Below are 15,726 nucleotides of genomic sequence, written 5' to 3'. Positions count from 1 at the left end.
AGTTGGGAGACTGTGCTCAACGGTATGAAACACATGGTTGGTCAGTATCTGATGGTCTTCAGCCGCCGTGTGGGGGCCGCATGGAACGCTTCGCTGCATCCCGGCCGACGTCGTCGGTGAGAGCGTCGGCATCCGTGCAGCCGGGTGATCCATCAAAGAACCTCAAGAAGAGATCAGGATCAGCCGTCGCCCCGTTCTGACAGGTTCTCGCGTGAGCGGGTGCCGCTGGGGTTGGCGGACTGGTTCCAGGGGCGGAGTTTGTCGGGGTTGAGGACGACCCAGAGTTGTACGACCTGGTGGTCGGCGATGTCGAGGCTGATGACGGCGGCAACCTGGTGGTCGTAGCGGGCGACGAGGCCGGTGCTGCCGTTGACGGAGTGGGTGGTCAGTGTGACGCGTGGGCGGCGGGCCAGGAGTGCCAGCAGGCTGTGGGCTACGTGTCGGCTGCCGTGGACGGGCCTGGTCAGTGCCCGGACCTTGCCGCCGCCGTCGAAGAACACCGTGGCGTCCGGGCGCAGCAGCGATGCCAGCAGTTCGGCGTCTTCCCTCACGCAGGCATGGCGGACGGCTTGGGCGAGGGCGTCGTGCTCGGCCGGCGTCGTCGGACGAGAGCGCCGCCGCCGCAGACTGTGGCGGGCCCGGTCGGCGAGTTCGGCGCACTCCGGTTCGGTGCGTCCCACAATTTCGGCGACCGTGCCCGGAGTCATCCCGAAGACGTCATTGAGTGCGAACGCCGCCCGCTCGGCCGGCGACAGCGAATCCAGGGCCCCGCGAGAAGACCGTCGACGACAGGGGCACCCCCGCGTCGGGTGCTGTAGCCCACCTCGGCAGACGCGCTGGTGAACAGCCTGGGCCGACCTGGTTCCTGTCCCCTCGGCAACCACGGTGCACGGGTTCAAGCGCCGTCCCCGCGGCCTTGCGTGTCACATCCACGCCTCATGCCCGGTCATATGGGTGGAAGCAGTCCACGAGCTTACTGAGCCGAGGAGTGCAGCGATGACCAAGCCCGTTCTTGAGTCTGTGGGGGCGACGGCCGGCCCGCCGTGAACGACATCGGCAAACCTGGCGACCTGAAGTCATTGCCCAGCGCCGAAAGATCCCGCGGCGAGCCATGAGATGCGGAATCCGTGCTGTCAAACACAACCCTTTTCGAACGGTTTACGAATGGTGGTGGGGGCATGGGTGACGGGAGTCAGGGAAACGAAGCGCGGACAGGGGAGAAGGGGGAAAGGATTGCCGAATGGGTTGATGGGCGCCTGGGTGTCTACAGCGTGGTCAAGGCAAAAACGCGAAGAGCTTTCCCGGACCACTGGTCGTTCATTCTGGGAGAGATATGCCTGTATAGCTTCATCATCCTCATCATTACGGGCATGTATCTGTCACTGTACTTCCATCCGTCCATGGAACAAGTGGAGTATCAGGGCAGTTACGCGCCGCTGAGGGGCCAGCTGGTGTCGGAGGCGTTCAATTCGACCATGCATATCTCCTTCGACGTCCGTGGCGGCCTGCTGATACGGCAGGCCCACCACTGGGCGGCGCTGATCTTTGTCGCCGCCATGCTCGTCCATATGCTGCGCGTATTCTTCACGGGCGCCTTCCGTAAGCCTCGCGAACTAAACTGGGTTTTTGGATTCCTTCTGCTGGTTCTCGGTATGTTCGGAGGACTCACTGGATACGACCTTCCGGATGACCTCCTTTCCGGAACCGGACTCATGGTTGTGAACGGAACAATCCTTTCCATCCCTATCATCGGAACCTACCTCTCGATGTTCCTCTTCGGAGGTGAGTTTCCAGGGGACGATCTGGTGGCGCGCTTCAACACGATTCACGTTCTGATCATTCCTGCCCTCATGGTGGGACTTCTTGCAGCCCATCTGCTCATGGTCCTCTACCACAGGCACACGCAGTATCCCGGTCCGGGACGGAACAACAACAATGTTGTGGGCCTGCCGCTGAAGGTACGTGCTGTGAAGTCCGGAGGGTTCTTCTTCCTTGTCGCCGGGGTCATCTTCGTCATGGCTGCGGTCGCACAGATCAACCCTGTCTGGCTGTACGGCCCTTACCGTGCCGACCAGGTTTCGGCCGGATCGCAGCCCGACTGGTACATGGGTGTGGCAGACGGACTGCTGCGGGTCATGCCTGGCTGGGAGATCACCTTCTGGGGTCACACGCTGGCCTTGGATAACCTGATCCCCCTGTCGGCAGGCGTTGGTCTCTTCCTTGCCATGGGTGCCTACCCGTTCATCGAATCCTGGGTGACCGGTGACGACCGTGAGCAGCACCTCCTCGACCACCCCCGCAACCGCCCCGTGCGAACGGCACTTGGTGTCGCCTGGCTCACTTTCTATCTGGTGGCCTGGATCGGTGCCGCGAACGACATCATCGCCATCCGCTTCCACGTCTCGGTCGAGTCAGTGACGTGGGCAGTTCGCATCGGCCTTTTCATCGGGCCTCTCGCGGCCTACGTCATAACGAAGCGGTGGGCACTCGGCCTCCAGCGCCGAGACCGCGACAAAGTGCTGCACGGCCGCGAGACCGGCATCATCAAGCGTTTGCCGCACGGCGAGTTCATCGAGGTGCACGAGCCGCTCAGCCAAGAACAACTCCACGTTCTCACTCAACACGAGCAGTACCAGCCGATCGGTACCGGTCCTGCGGGGAACGGGGAAGGCCCGGACGCCGGATCCCGCTTTCCTCAGCGTCTGCGTGCCAGGCTCAGCCGGAGCTTCTACGGGGAAGGCACGCAGATCACCAAGCCGACCGCGCAGGAGTACACGGAGATCACCAGCAAAAACCGACTCTGAGACATCCGCACGCGCGACCGACGTGTATTGGAGGGCGGCCCCGCAGTGTTGGAGTGCGACCCCGCACACCGACCGTGTTGTCTGGGTCTGTCTCGGCGTATGTCACACCTTCAGCAGGTGCCTTGTCATAAGGGTGACAGCAGGCGAGAGTCTGCCGACCTGAGGAGCGCAGTGATGACCAAGCCCCTTCTTGAGACTGCGGCTCAGGCACTCGCGGACGCGACGGCCAGTCCGCCGTTCCTGTACGAGTTCGGTCCGGAAGGTGCCCGGAAGGTCCTGGACGAACTGCAGGCAGTGCCGGTGGAGAAGCCGGACATTGAGGAGAAGTGGATCACGGTGCCCGCCGAGGTGGGCGATGTGCCGGTACGCATCGTCAAGCCCGTCGGCAGTCAACGCACGCTGCCGGTCGTCCTCTACCTGCACGGCGGGGGCTGGGTGACGGGCGACGCCGGCACTCATGACCGTCTGGTGCGCGAGCTGGCCGTGGGGACGAATGCCGCCGTCGTGTTCGTGGAGTACGACCGTGCGCCGGAGGCCAAGTACCCGGTGGCCATCGAACAGGCGTACGCGACAGCGCGGTGGATCACCGCCAAGGGCGCCGACGAGGGGCTGGACGGCTCCCGCCTGGCTGTGGCCGGGGACTCCGCCGGCGGCAACATGACCGCCGCGCTGACCCTCATGGCCAAGCGGCGTGGTGATGTGACCTTCGCGCACCAGTCGCTGTACTACCCCGTGACGGACGCGGCCCAGAACACCGAAAGTTACCGGGAATTCGCGGCCGGCCCCTACCTCACGGCGAAGGCCATGGCCTGGTTCTGGGACTGCTACACGACCGATTTCGCCCAGCGGGCGGAGACCACCGTATCGCCGCTGCGGGCGAGCCTGAAGGAGTTGCAGGGGCTGCCGCCCGCGCTCGTCATCGTCGACGAGAGCGATGTGCTGCGGGACGAGGGCGAGGCGTACGCCCGCAGGCTGGCCCAGGCTGACGTCCCCACCACGAGCATCCGAATCAACGGCACCCTGCACGACTTCATGATGCTCAACCTTCTCCGGAGCACACCGGCAGCAACTGCCGCAGTGGAGCAGGCCATCCAGACCCTACGCACCGTCCTGCACAGCACCTGAGGACTCTCCGCAGTGTGGACCTCCTCCGTGCGGGACGATGACCAGCAGCCCCTCACGAAACGTCGTTGGTGTCACCGTCGCGCTCCCAGCCTTGCAGCATCGTGTCACAGGTTGGGCGGCTGCCCGGTCATCGTTGCGAAACCAATGCGATCCAACACCGTGTGAGAAGGGTCGATCTCATGAGCGTTACTCGTCGAGGGCCAGTGTCGTTGGCACGCTTTGCCTTCAGAGGGCGCGCCTCGGCGATCGGGCGTGGCCAGAAGAGGCATCGAACCGTGACGGGCGACAAGGGGACGCGTCCTCTGTCATCGGGCCGGTCGCCCGGGGACCCGACTTCGGCGGGCTTGCGCGCTCTTCCCCGTCCTGTGGCCGTGGTGGTGGGCGCCGGTGGTGTGCTCGGAGCGGCGCATGTCGGTGTCGGATACGCGCTGGAGCAGCGCGGATTCATCCCGGACATGATCATCGGAACCTCGGTGGGTGCACTCAACGGGGCCATCGCGGCCGCCCACCCCAACAGGGCCGCGCCATGGCTGGACCACGTGTGGACCCAGTTGCGCCGCCGTGAGGTGTATCCACTCGGCCACCTGTCCACACGGGCCAGCGTCTTCACCGACCGCGGCCTGCGGCGACTGATCGCCCGGGCCGGGCTGCCGTCGCGGATCGAGCAGTTGGCGGTCCCGTTCACCGCGGTGGCCATGGACCTCGCCACCGGCGCCCCAGTGCTGCTCGACCACGGAGACCTCGAATCCGCGCTGCTGGCCAGCGCGGCCATTCCCGGGATCCTGCCCCCGGTGGTGCGTGAGGGCCGGACCCTCGTCGACGGGGGAGTGGTCGCCTATGTACCGGTACTGGCGGCCCACCAGGCGGGAGCTGCCAGCGTGGTGGTGCTGTCGACCGGGCCGGAGAGCTCGCCGTTGCGCCCCGCCAATCCACGACGGCGTGCCGGTGCGATCGCCGCCAGGGCTGGGCTCCTGCTGTTGCGTCATCAGATCGAGCGCGACCTGGAAGAGGTGTCCAAGCACATCCCGACCGTCGTGCTCCCCACCGGCATTGAGGCCTGGCCTGCCCCGTGGGACTTCGGCCACTCCCAGCGGCTGATCAGCACCGCGTCCCACACCGCGGGGCGCTTCCTCGACGGGCTGCACATCAGCGGGCCGGGGCTGTATCGGGTCAACGACCCTGCGGTGACGTCCGCCGGTCCGGGCGAGGCATCGACTTCTTACCTATCGGAGGCCGACCTGTGAGTACCGTCGCGTTCCTCAACATCGGCATGCACGGGCACATCAACCCGACGCTGCCGGTCGTGGCCGAGCTCGTTCGGCGAGGCCACACCGTCACGTACCACACCTCGCCGCAGTTCCGTGAGGAGATCGAGGCCACCGGCGCGACGGTGCGCCTCTACCCCGAGGGCGACCAGCCGTTTCCCGATGAGCTGACGCCGCTCACCTGGCTGGAGGCGCTCGCGAACACCACCGTCCGCTGGCTGCCTGCCGTGCTCACCGACCTGCGCCTCGAACGGCCCGATCTGATCGTCCACGACGCCTCCTGTCTGTGGGGCGCGGTTGCCGCTCGCGAACTCAAGGTGCCGGCGGCCTCGTCGTTCACCACGTTCGCCTTCAACCGGCACCTCCACAGCCCCACCCGGGGCTCGTGGGACCTGCTGGCCGAGGCGAGGGCCCGGCCCCGTAGCGTCCGGGGCTATCTGCGGTCCCGTCGGGAGCTGCACCGCCGCTTCGACACCTCGGGGCTGCCACGGCTCGACCTGGCGAACATCCGCCAGCCGCTCAACCTCGTCTACACCTCGCGGGAGTTCCAGCCCGCCATCGGGGACTTCGACGAGTCGTACCGTTTCGTCGGCCCGAGCATCGGCGCCCGCCCGGTCGACCCGTCGTTCCCGGTCGATCGGCTGCGGGACCCGGTGTTGTACGCGTCGTTGGGCACGGTGTTCAACGCAGATCCGGAGCTGCTGCGCACGTTCGCCACCGCGCTCGCCCCGCTGGGCGGCACTGTGGTCTTGTCCACGGGGCAGACCGATCCCGATGCGCTGGGGCCGCTGCCTGCGAACGTGCTCGCCCGGCGCTTCGTGCCGCAACTGGAGGTGCTGGCCCGCGCGGCGCTGTTCGTCACCCATGGCGGGATGAACAGTGTCAATGAGGCCATGTATGCCGGGGTTCCGCTGTTGGTGGTCCCGCAGGGGGCTGATCAGCCGATGGTGGCCCGCCGCGTCGTCGAGCTCGGCGCCGGCCTGTCGATCCGAACCGAGGACGTGGCCAGGGGCTCCGTACGTGTCCTTGCCAGGCGCCTGCTCCACGACCCCGGGTTCCGGGCGGCCTCGACCATGCTGAAGGCCGCCCAGCACGATGCGGGGGGATACCAGCGGGCCACCGACGAACTGGAGCGGTACATGCATGTGGTCGGCTCGGTCGGTCCGTCCGTTCCTGTCGATCCGTCACCGCGAGGCTGAGTGATGTCGGTCGTCGTCCTTCTGCTGTTGTTGGCCGGACTGTCGGAGGCTGTCGGGCGCATTCTGCCGCTGCTGGCGCGCAGGCCTGGCATGCCGCGAACCCTTGTCGGCGGGTTGCTACTGGCCGCGGGCATCGTCGAGGGCGTCGTGTTCGCGCTGTGGCCGCTGACCGCGTGGAACCTGGCCGAGCTGGTGATGTCCTCTCCAGCACCGGGCGAGGGCTTGGCGTGGACACCCGGGCTGGTCGCCCCGCTGCTGCTCGCCGCCATCCTCGCGTTCCCGTTGCTGGGGCCCTTTCTCCATCTGCTGCTCTTCCTGGGCGTCGGGGCCGTCCTAGCCGACCATCTGGCGGTGGCGACCGGACTCGGCTGGTGGAGTGCCGCCGGTTGTGTGGCCGTCGCCGGGGTCGGACTCGGTGTCGCCGTGGAGACCGTTCGGCGTCTGGTCGTCCGGATCAGCGCGCCCCGGGCAATGGAGTCGATCACATGAACACATTCCTGCTCTGGGCCCTCGTCCTTGGGCCCGTCCTGCTGGCGGAGGCTCTTCTGGCCCGGCACGAGGTGCTTGTCTACAGCGCCGGCCTGCGCACTCCCGGCAGCGAGCTTCCGGAGGGCGTGCCCTACGCACGGGGTGCCGGCCCGGACCGTCCGCCGGATGCTTACCTGGTGTACCTGGACGGCATAGGAAAGCGCCGCTTCCGCGATACCCGGGACGGCGGCCAGCTGGTCAAGGACGTGATAGCCAAAGCGCCGGAACTGCGAGTGCTTGGGCAGGTGCAGCCCTACTCGCCGCTGGCCGATCCGCTGGCCGACCGCAAGGTGTGGGCGTGGCTGCGCCGGCACATCGGGCTGCTGCTGTTCCTGCACAACGTCATGCAGGTCTTCGTAGCCGCCGACCACCGGTACCGCCCCCTGTACAACCGGGCCGTCGGCACCCAGATCGCCACGCAGCTCCGGCTCGCCGGCTACCAGCCCGGCAGCGGCATCCCCGTGGTGCTGCTCAGCTACAGCGGCGGCGCGCAGGTCGCGACCGGCGCGGTCGAGGAACTGCACACCCAGCTGCGTTGCCCGGTCGTGGTGATCACGCTCGGCGGGTTCCACAACGGCGCCAACGATCTCACCCATGCCGAGCACGTGCACCAACTCACCAGCGCGAGCGACCGGATTGAGCGGGTCGGCACCTGGATCTTCCCTCAGCGTTGGCGCTTGTTCCGCCGTAGCGGATGGAACCGCGCCAGCCGAGCCGGGAAGATCACCGTGCATCGGCTCGACCCGGCCACCCATCTCGGGCCGCGCAGCTACATCAGCCCGGAGGGCAAGCTGCCCGATGGCCGCAGCTACCTCGACCACACCACCGACTCCCTCATCGCGCTCATCCGTGCCCATTGCGGAGCGACCGCGGTGACGGACGAACCGTTGCCATGAGGGCGTCGCCCAGAGCGCGCAGCGCGGTCGGCGCGAAGTCGGCCCCGTCGGGTGTCTCCGTCGCGACATCGTCGGCCGAATTGCTCACGGGGAGGGCAATGAGCAACGGAGCCGGGAGCCCCTGTCCGAGCAACGCCACCGACCGCCCCGTTGCCGCGGCCCGCGGGAGGTGGTCCTCACGGTGTGGTGGCCTGCACGAGAATGACCTGCCATACGTGCTGGGGGTGCCCCTCACGCTGTTGGTGGCCGGTCCACCAGGCAAGCCGTACCAGCCCGCCGTGCAGAAAGTCGGTGACCTGCTGCATTACGCGATCGCCCGTGACCAGTGGGAGCGCCGCAGCCAGGGCGAGGGCTCCAGCCCGCCGACGGCTTCGCCCATCACCTGCTCATCCGCCGCTCCACCGAAAAGAAGCAGCTCGCGGGTGGGCGCGTGGATTTCGAGTACGCCTACTTCCTCGTGCATGACCGCTGCGACGCTGCCCTGCCGCAGGCTGTGTGCCGGGCCGGAGTGCGGTGGAGGATCGAGGAGAACAACCAGCAGGCGAAACAGATCACCGGGCTGGGCCGGTACCAGGTCCGCCGCTGGAACTCCTGGCACCGCCACGTCGCCTGCGCGATGATCGCCCTGGCCTTCCTGACCGGCCAGCGCGCCCAGCACTCCGCGCAGCAAGTTGCATCCGAGAACGACGCGGTCCCCAACCACGCATCCGAACAGAGTAATGAACAGGGAAAAGCCCCACCCACGAGAGAGATGAGCGCCCACCACTGATCCGCCTGACCATCCCCGCACTCGCCGGCGTGCTCGCCGCCACCGCCCTCGTCGGCCACCACGAACCCGTCTACCACCTACAGCAGCATCACTGGCGAGCCCTCCACCAGACCCGGGCAACCGCCAGCCACTACAACCGCCGCGGCGACCCACTACCCGCCCGCCTCCGCCCCTGGCGACCGCAACGCGGCCACAACCGATCACACCACGAAGATCTGATGAGGCTTAGCACAAGGCCCACGACTTCTTCTGATCGCCGATGCGCATTCTGCTGATCGGCCTGCATTCGCCAGCGACAGACGGATAGAATTTGAGCGCTTATTCTCAGTGAATTCCTGGCGCGGGGGGACAGGATGTTCTACAGGCGCAACATGATCAGTATCCGCGTCAGTCGACGGGTGCTCTGGGTCGATTCCGAGGCCTACCCCCTGCACAACATCGCCCGCGTGACGACAAAGACACTGAAACCGAGCTTCGTCAAGATCCTGAAGCTCGTCGGGCGCTGGGTTCTCGTGGTGTACGTCGTGCTCATGGGCTTCGCCCTGTACGCGACCCAAGGCCAATCCACCCTGGTCGAACTCATCATGCCGGCGGTCCTGCTATTCCTGGCCACGCTCCTTGTCTCCGGCCTCATCCGCCTGTTCATGTCAGTCACCCGAAAGTCGCTGCATCAACTCAACATCGAGACCGCGGGAGCACCGTACGCCGTACTCGCGAGCCCCAACGAAGAACTGGTGACCCAGATCTCCCAATCGATCATGGAAGCGATCGACAACCCGCAGGCAGAGTTTCAATTCCAGGTCGAGAACTTCCATGTCGGCGACAGCATCAAGCAGTTCGGAAACAACAACACGGGCAAGGTAAGTCGATGAGCGAGAATTTTCACTTCGGCGACAAGATCGATCAGACTGGCGATCGAAATGTGGGCAAGGTCCAAGGGCCGGTGACCTACGGCGATGTCGACCAGTCCCTCCAGAGGATCACTCCGGGCTTCGAGGCCCTCGCCGAAGCCGTGGCCGACGCCGTGCGCCATCTGTCCGCTGCGGGCGTGCCGGACGATGTCCGCGAGGACGCATCGCACCTCGCGACAACGATCCGCGCCGAAGTCGCCCGAGACGAGCCGGACCCCGGCACCCTCCGACGCGCCGTGGCGACCCTCAAGGGGTACCTCGCACCGATCGCCATTACCACCGCTACGGCAGGTGCCGCGGTCGGCGGCGAGGAGACGGCCCATGCGCTAATCGAACGGCTGGGCACCGTGCTGTGACCGCCTGAGTCTGGAGCGGATGCGTCTCACTCGCGAGCGGGTGGCCAACTTCCTCAAGGCGCTCAGCACGCCGGGTACGACCGTCCTCGCCTCCTCAGCCGCCGCGCGCGTCATTGCCTCCGTCATCTACCAACGGCGCCACGGCGACACCGAGTTCGCCAAGGCCAGGACGGCGCGCGGGGCACCAGCAAGGCCAGCCTTGTACTACAGCCTCAGACTTTGTGACCGTCCAGGCCCGGGCAACCGTCAGCCACCACCACCGTCGCGGCGACCCTATACCCGCCCGCTTCCGACCCTGACGACCAGCACCCAATCACAACCGATCACACCACGAGGATCTGAGGCTGTAGTACCAGCCTGTCGAGCGAGGCGGTGGTCGAGGCATTCCGTGACCGGATCGATGTGGCCTTCGTGTCATGCCTCGGCCGCATCGCCCCCGAGGAGGCCACGCGGACACCGGGGTTCGCGCCCGTACGTCCGCACAACTGGCCGGCCTCGTCATGCTGCGCTACGTCCTCGCGGTGGAGCCGCTGGCCACACTCGACTTCGAGGAACTGATGGAGTGGCTCGTCCCCGCCGTCGAGGTCCACGTCGACCAGTTGCCCCAGGAGTAGGCGGCGGCGCGGGCCCACGCCCGTCGCCGTCCGAGGTCGGGTTGAGACACCACGAGGCGTTCCCTGTCCTGGGGCCGCTCGCCGCGCGCGGCCCCAAGGCGGAAAGGGGCGGTCAGGTGACCTTGGTGCGCACGCGGTGCGGACGGCGTCTCAGAGTTCGCTGCGCACCGCTGCGTTGCTGACGACCGCCGAATTGGTCGGGAGCTGGTGCAGAGCGTCGGAGATCGCTTCAATCCGCTCGTTGAGGTCCACGAGTTCTTGGCGAAGCTCGTTGACGCGGATCTCCAGCTCAGTGGCTTCAGTGGCCAAGGACACCACTGTGGCCGTCATATCGATTCGGTGCTCAGTGGCTCGGGTCATCGTGTGTCCTTCTGCGGCGGAGAACGGAAGAGTGGACGTCACGGCCCCTCCCTGTTCAGGAAGCTTCTGCCTGGTCCAGCTGTACGGCAGAGATGTCGAGGGTCAGGTTCGCCTTGTCGCTGATCAGGACCGCACCCGTGGCCAGTGGCGTGTTCCAGTCAGCCTCCAGTCGGAGCACTTCAGGGTGGCCGTCCCCTCGAATCCGACAGTGTTCTGCCGAAGGTAGCCGGACATGCGGAACTGGCCGTCACCGGCATCGACGACCCCGGTGGAACGGAAGGTCATGAGAGGGAACGTCGCCGAGTCGAGAAAGCCCGGGCCGGTGACGTGGGCGTCCCGCTGCGAAATGCCCGTGTCCAAACTGCCGACCTGGACTGCGACATGGGCCTCGGACCGGATGGGATCGGCCCCGTCGAGCACATTGGTGATCATGGTGTGGCGGACGGGAAACCGATCGTGCTACGGGCCGGGTCAATCGTGTAGACGCCAGTCAGCCCTTCATAGCGGGCGGTATTCGGAACAGTGATTTCCTTGTGGTTGAACATGGCGGGCGTTCCTTCTTGCGTGGATCTCGGAAGGGATGGATTCCGGCACACTGCGGCCGTACAGTCGAATTCCGGGCTGCTTCTAGAGCGAAGTACTGCCGGTCGTGAACGCCGAATCCTGGCCGACGAGAGACGGTGTGAAACAGCTCGTCCGGGCAAGAGGGCCAACGCAGTGAACGTGTACGTGGTGGAGCGAATCTGCGCCCGGAGTGCAGGAGTGGCCCCTGCCGGTGGGCAGGGGCCACGGGCCGTTCCTACTGCTGCTGGGCGAGCCAGTCGGTGAGCTTGGTCTGGGCGATCTGTGCGTCGGGGCCTGGGAGGAGTGTGGTCTCCTTCACCTGGGCGCCGGAGTACGGGGCGTGGGGGTCCGTGATGACCGTGCGGGGGTCGTTCTTGGCGGTGAGTGCCTTGCGGATGAGCTCGTCGAGCTGGAACTGGTCGGGGCCCGCGACCTCTACCATCCCGTTGACCGGGGTGCCGACCGCGGTGCGGCCGACGGCGGCGGCCACGTCGTCGGAGTAGATGGGCTGGATCTTGACGGGGGCCAGCCGGACGGTGTCGCCGTCGGTCGACATGTCCGCGATCCCCTTCATGAACTCGAAGAACTGGGTGGCGTGGACGATGGAGTAGGGGATGCCGGACGCTTTGATCAGCTCTTCCTGGGTCTGCTTGGCGCGGAAGTAGCCGCTCTCCTGGAGGCGCTCGGTGCCGACCACGGACAGCGCCACGTGGTGGGTCACGCCGGCCTCGGTCTCCGCTTTGAGGAGGTTGGTTGTGGAGGTGCGGAAGAAGTCCATGACGGCGTTGTCCTCGAAGGAGGGGGAGTTGGACACGTCGACCACGACCGAGGCGTCCTTGAGGACCTCGGCCAGGCCCTCGCCGGTCAGAGTGTTGACGCCGGTGTTGGGGGCGGCCGCGACCGCCTCGTGCCCGTGTTCGTTGAGCTTGCCGACCAGCTTCGAGCCGATGAGCCCGGTTCCACCGATGACTACGACCTTCATAACGGATTCCTCTCGGAAGTGTTCATGGTGCGGCGCGCATCCTGCGATGAGGCTGTCCACCGGCACCGAATTCGGTCTGCACTAGAAGAGACAAGACAGGGGCGGTGCTTGTGACAGGGGTTCGCAAGAATCGAGAGTTGTACGAGGTTATTCGGCAAGCTTTCCGTCGGACGAGACCTCTTCCATCAGGGAGGAAATCTCGTCCGGGACGGCCGGAATGCTCTCACGGGTGATGCCGGTCGTCGGGGACCACACGAGATTGACCTGCAGAGCGGGATCCAGGTCGGGGTAGTCGCTGCGGTTGTGACAGCCGCGGGTCTCGCGACGCTCCAGTGCTGCTTCTAGGGTGGCCCGGGCCGCCAGGGCAGCGGACTTGAGATCGAAGGCGTGCGCGAGGTCCTGGTAGCCGGCGATGTCCGGGTGTACGCCGACGTCCTCCATCCTCTTCTCGATCACTGCGAGCTCCGCCAGCCCGGCACGCAGGCCCTCTTCGTCGCGTACGACTCCCGCATGCTCGGTCATGGTGTTGCGGATGGCGCGCTGCAGGGCGCGGACGTTCTCCGGTCCGTCAGCCACGAGAAGATCGTCGATCTCCGCGCGGGCCTGCGCGATGGCCGACGCCGACCGCCGCTGTGCAGCCAGGGACTGCGAGTACGCGGCGGCCGCCTGGCCTGTGATGCGGCCGAAGACCAGCAACTCGATGAGACTGTTCCCACCGAGGCGATTGGCGCCGTGCAGCCCGCTCGACGCCTCACCGATGGCGTACAGACCACGCACGTCAGTGCTGTGGTCCTCGGGACGCACCCACACCCCACCCATCGAGTAGTGCGCAGTGGGCGCGATCTCGATCGGTTCGCGGGTGATGTCCAGCATCTGGAGATCCAGCAGGGTCTGGTAGACACGGGGCAGTCGCGTCATGATCGTCTGCCGTGGCAGATGGGAGACGTCGAGCCACACGCCTCCCCTGGGGGTCCCTCGCCCTTCCTTGATCTCCGTGTAGGAGGCCAGGGCCACACGGTCGCGGGTGGACAGCTCCATGCGGTCGGGGTCGTAGCGCGCCATGAACCGTTCCCCGAACGCGTTGCGCAGGATGCCGCCTTCCCCTCGGGCGGCCTCGCTGACCAGGGTGCCGGCCGCGTTCTCCGGCTCGATGATCCCGGAAGGATGGAACTGCACCAGCTCGGGGTCGCGCAGGCGGGCTCCGGCTTCCACGGCCAGGCGGAAGGAGTCGCCCGTGTTCTCGTCGCGCCGCGAGGATGTGCGCCGCCAGATGCGGGTGTGACCACCCGCGGCGAGAATGACGGCGTCGGCGTGGATCAGGTAGCGGGTTCCGCGCGTGAGGTCGAAGCCGTAGGCACCGAAGACTGCACCCTCGTGCACCAGGAGACGGGTGATGTAGACGCCGTCGAGCACGGGGATGTTCAGCTGATCCGCGCGCCTGATGAGCGTGCGCTGGATCTCCAGGCCGGTGTAGTCGCCCGTGAAGGCGGTGCGCCGGAACTTGTGCGCGCCGAAGTAGCGCTGGGAGATCCGGCCGTCCTCCTCCCTGGCGAAGGCCATGCCATAGCGTTCCAGGTCGTCGATGCCTCGGGCGGCACCCTGCGTGACGATCTGGGCGGTGCGAGGGTCGGCCAGCAGATAGCTCTCCTTGAGAGTGTCGGCCGCGTGCTGCTGCCAGCTGTCCTCGGGGTCCATGGTGGCCAGGGCCGCGTTGATCCCTCCGGCAGCAAGTGCCGTATGGGCGTCCTCCTTGGGGCGCTTGCCGACCGCGAGGACATCCATGCCGGCCTCAGCCAGCTCGATTGCCGCTCGCAGCCCAGAGCCTCCGGTGCCGATCACCAACACCATGGTGGAAAGACGTTGTTCATTGATAGCCACGGTCTACTCCGATCGCCGGGTTGTCACTCACTACGACCAGGCCGTCCTGGCATCTGTGACACCTTTCGTCGCTGACGCCCACGAGATCGAGAGACAATGTCAATGCGGCCCACTCTCCTTCGGCGGCTGCGGTGTCACGGCAGAATGCGGTCCAGGGGGACCTCCAGGTCGAACTGCTCCCGCTGCACGCTGGGCAGCAGGGTCATGTTGGGAGGGGCACCAGCCGGAACGCTGCCTGCGCGGGCCGGCTGTTCATCGACACGTTGCCATCTTGGAAAGCGCTGGTCAGTGGGCTGGTGTGAGTCGGGGGTGGGGGCTCATCTCCGCGTTCGTCAGGGCGAGGAGGGCGAGCAGGAGGGTGGTGGCGTGCTTCGCTTTCAGACGGAGCTTGGTGTGTACGCGCCAGTTCTTGAGTTCGGCGAAGCCGTGCTCGTTCGCCGCGCGTTCCTGGCTGACCAGCCGGCTCGCTTGCCTCTCGGCGGCGGTCAGCGGCTTGTTCCGCGACGCCTGCGCCACCGCGCACCTCTGTCGGCCGTGTCACGGGGGATCAGCGAGAGGTGAGGGGGGTCTCGGACTCAACGCGGGTGAGCTTTTCGGGGTTGCGGACGTAATAGAGGCCGGTGACGCGGGCGTTCTCCACGCGGAAGGCCAGCACGCCGTCGATCACGCCGTCCAGGCGCAGGATGAGGCCGGGGTTGCCGTTGACCGTCGTGGCCTCACTGGTGAAGGTGCCGCCGGCCTTGTGGAGACTGCCGGCCATGTAACGGAGCACCTTGTCGGTGCCGACGACCGGCCGCGGGGCCGCCAGTTTGAGGCCGCCGCCGTCGCTGACGAAAACAACGTCCGGGGCGAGTACCTCGACCAGGCCCTGCAGGTCCCCGGTCTCGAGCGCGCGCTGGAACGAATCCAGCGTTGCCCGGGTTTCTTCCGGGGAAACCGGTGTGCGCGGCCGGCGGGCGTCGACGTGCCGGCGTGCGCGGTGGGCGATCTGGCGTGCGGCGGCGGGGCTCTTGCCGATCGCGGCCGCGATGTCGTCATAGCCGATGTCGAAGACCTCGCGCAGCACGAAGACGGCGCGTTCGGTCGGTGAGAGGGTTTCGAGGACGAACATGAGTGCCAGCGACAGGTTCTCGGACAGTTCGACGTCCTCGGCCACGTCCGGCGCGGTGAGCAGGGGCTCGGGCAGCCAGGGGCCGACGTAGGCCTCCTTGAGCCGTTTTAGGGCGCGTAGCCGGTTGAGTGCCTGCCGGGTCGTGATCTGTACCAGGTAGGCGCGCTGGTCCCGCACCTGCGCCAGGTCGACCTCAACCCACCGCAGCCAGGCCTCCTGGAGAACGTCCTCGGCGTCCGCCGCCGATCCGAGTATCTCGTAGGCGACGGTGAACAGCAGGTCACGGTGGGTGACGAAGGCCTCGGTCGCGGGGTCGGTGACGTGGTCGTTCATGTCGTGCGCTTCGCTCTCTCGGAGGGAACTC

19 protein-coding genes are annotated in these 15,726 nt (G+C 66.6%); 10 read left to right on the top strand and 9 right to left on the bottom strand.

The window, feature by feature from the left end; translation table 11 throughout:
* Nucleotides 1-179: 179 nt before the first annotated feature.
* The gene (locus tag OG828_RS02675; RefSeq protein ID WP_328349699.1) at nt 180-707 is read right to left on the bottom strand and encodes a hypothetical protein; all 528 of its coding nucleotides are present in this window, start codon (nt 705-707) and stop codon (nt 180-182) included.
* A 471-nt stretch (nt 708-1,178) separates the two neighbouring features.
* On the opposite strand from OG828_RS02675, the gene qcrB reads away from it, so the two are divergent.
* The 6 genes from qcrB (at nt 1,179) to OG828_RS02645 (ending at nt 7,817) form a co-directional block, all read left to right on the top strand.
* The gene (gene qcrB, locus OG828_RS02670) at nt 1,179-2,804 is read left to right on the top strand and encodes a cytochrome bc1 complex cytochrome b subunit (protein ID WP_328499975.1); all 1,626 of its coding nucleotides are present in this window, start codon (nt 1,179-1,181) and stop codon (nt 2,802-2,804) included.
* A gap of 174 nt (nt 2,805-2,978) precedes the next feature.
* Nucleotides 2,979-3,929 carry an alpha/beta hydrolase gene (locus tag OG828_RS02665; RefSeq protein WP_328349695.1) on the top strand — a complete coding sequence of 317 codons (951 nt, stop codon included), beginning with the start codon at nt 2,979-2,981 and terminating at the stop codon, nt 3,927-3,929.
* A 344-nt stretch (nt 3,930-4,273) separates the two neighbouring features.
* On the top strand, nt 4,274-5,173 hold the full coding sequence (locus tag OG828_RS02660) for a patatin-like phospholipase family protein (RefSeq protein ID WP_328349693.1): 900 nt from the start codon (nt 4,274-4,276) through the stop codon (nt 5,171-5,173).
* On the top strand, nt 5,170-6,393 hold the full coding sequence (locus OG828_RS02655) for a macrolide family glycosyltransferase (protein ID WP_328499974.1): 1,224 nt from the start codon (nt 5,170-5,172) through the stop codon (nt 6,391-6,393). Before OG828_RS02660 ends, OG828_RS02655 begins: the two co-directional genes overlap by 4 nt.
* A 3-nt stretch (nt 6,394-6,396) precedes the next feature.
* Nucleotides 6,397-6,882 carry a hypothetical protein gene (locus OG828_RS02650; protein ID WP_328349689.1) on the top strand — a complete coding sequence of 162 codons (486 nt, stop codon included), beginning with the start codon at nt 6,397-6,399 and terminating at the stop codon, nt 6,880-6,882.
* Nucleotides 6,879-7,817, top strand: a complete 939-nt coding sequence (locus tag OG828_RS02645) for a hypothetical protein (protein ID WP_328499973.1) — start codon at nt 6,879-6,881, stop codon at nt 7,815-7,817. The genes OG828_RS02650 and OG828_RS02645 overlap by 4 nt, the downstream gene beginning before the upstream one ends.
* A 176-nt stretch (nt 7,818-7,993) precedes the next feature.
* Here OG828_RS02645 and OG828_RS02640 read toward each other — a convergent pair whose 3' ends face one another.
* Complete coding sequence (locus OG828_RS02640) at nt 7,994-8,122, bottom strand: hypothetical protein (protein ID WP_328499972.1); 129 nt, start codon at nt 8,120-8,122, stop codon at nt 7,994-7,996.
* A gap of 20 nt (nt 8,123-8,142) precedes the next feature.
* Here OG828_RS02640 and OG828_RS02635 point away from each other — a divergent pair, with 20 nt between their 5' ends.
* The 4 genes from OG828_RS02635 to OG828_RS02620 all read left to right on the top strand — a co-directional run bounded on the left by OG828_RS02635 (nt 8,143) and on the right by OG828_RS02620 (nt 10,467).
* On the top strand, nt 8,143-8,586 hold the full coding sequence (locus OG828_RS02635; protein ID WP_328499971.1) for a hypothetical protein: 444 nt from the start codon (nt 8,143-8,145) through the stop codon (nt 8,584-8,586).
* 371 nt (nt 8,587-8,957) lie between these two features.
* The gene (locus tag OG828_RS02630; protein ID WP_328499970.1) at nt 8,958-9,458 is read left to right on the top strand and encodes a DUF6232 family protein; all 501 of its coding nucleotides are present in this window, start codon (nt 8,958-8,960) and stop codon (nt 9,456-9,458) included.
* A complete protein-coding gene (locus OG828_RS02625; protein WP_328499969.1) occupies nt 9,455-9,853 on the top strand; it encodes a hypothetical protein in 399 nt (132 codons plus the stop codon). Before OG828_RS02630 ends, OG828_RS02625 begins: the two co-directional genes overlap by 4 nt.
* Before the next feature lie 416 nt (nt 9,854-10,269).
* Nucleotides 10,270-10,467 (top strand): TetR/AcrR family transcriptional regulator, encoded by a 198-nt coding sequence (locus OG828_RS02620; RefSeq protein WP_328349677.1) that lies wholly within the window; start codon nt 10,270-10,272, stop codon nt 10,465-10,467.
* 150 nt (nt 10,468-10,617) lie between these two features.
* On the opposite strand, the gene OG828_RS02615 is transcribed toward OG828_RS02620, so the two are convergent.
* From OG828_RS02615 to OG828_RS02585, 7 genes are all read right to left on the bottom strand, one after another.
* On the bottom strand, nt 10,618-10,869 hold the full coding sequence (locus OG828_RS02615; protein WP_328499968.1) for a hypothetical protein: 252 nt from the start codon (nt 10,867-10,869) through the stop codon (nt 10,618-10,620).
* A 13-nt stretch (nt 10,870-10,882) separates the two neighbouring features.
* Nucleotides 10,883-11,005 carry a hypothetical protein gene (locus OG828_RS02610; RefSeq protein ID WP_328505063.1) on the bottom strand — a complete coding sequence of 41 codons (123 nt, stop codon included), beginning with the start codon at nt 11,003-11,005 and terminating at the stop codon, nt 10,883-10,885.
* Entirely contained in the window at nt 10,951-11,259 is a 309-nt protein-coding gene (locus tag OG828_RS02605; protein ID WP_328499967.1) for a YceI family protein, read from the bottom strand. The genes OG828_RS02610 and OG828_RS02605 overlap by 55 nt, the downstream gene beginning before the upstream one ends.
* A gap of 367 nt (nt 11,260-11,626) precedes the next feature.
* Nucleotides 11,627-12,373: an SDR family oxidoreductase gene (locus OG828_RS02600; RefSeq protein ID WP_328499966.1), complete on the bottom strand. Its 747-nt coding sequence runs from the start codon at nt 12,371-12,373 to the stop codon at nt 11,627-11,629.
* A 147-nt stretch (nt 12,374-12,520) separates the two neighbouring features.
* Entirely contained in the window at nt 12,521-14,221 is a 1,701-nt protein-coding gene (locus tag OG828_RS02595; RefSeq protein ID WP_328371523.1) for an L-aspartate oxidase, read from the bottom strand.
* Between the two features lie 315 nt (nt 14,222-14,536).
* Nucleotides 14,537-14,767 (bottom strand): hypothetical protein, encoded by a 231-nt coding sequence (locus OG828_RS02590; RefSeq protein ID WP_328499965.1) that lies wholly within the window; start codon nt 14,765-14,767, stop codon nt 14,537-14,539.
* Between the two features lie 31 nt (nt 14,768-14,798).
* Nucleotides 14,799-15,695: an RNA polymerase sigma-70 factor gene (locus OG828_RS02585; protein WP_328499964.1), complete on the bottom strand. Its 897-nt coding sequence runs from the start codon at nt 15,693-15,695 to the stop codon at nt 14,799-14,801.
* Nucleotides 15,696-15,726: the final 31 nt, after the last annotated feature.

Origin of the sequence: Streptomyces sp. NBC_00457, assembly GCF_036014015.1 — a bacterium.
In the GTDB taxonomy this organism is placed as follows: Bacteria; Actinomycetota; Actinomycetes; order Streptomycetales; family Streptomycetaceae; genus Streptomyces.
This window is presented reverse-complemented; position numbering and strand designations above follow the sequence as displayed.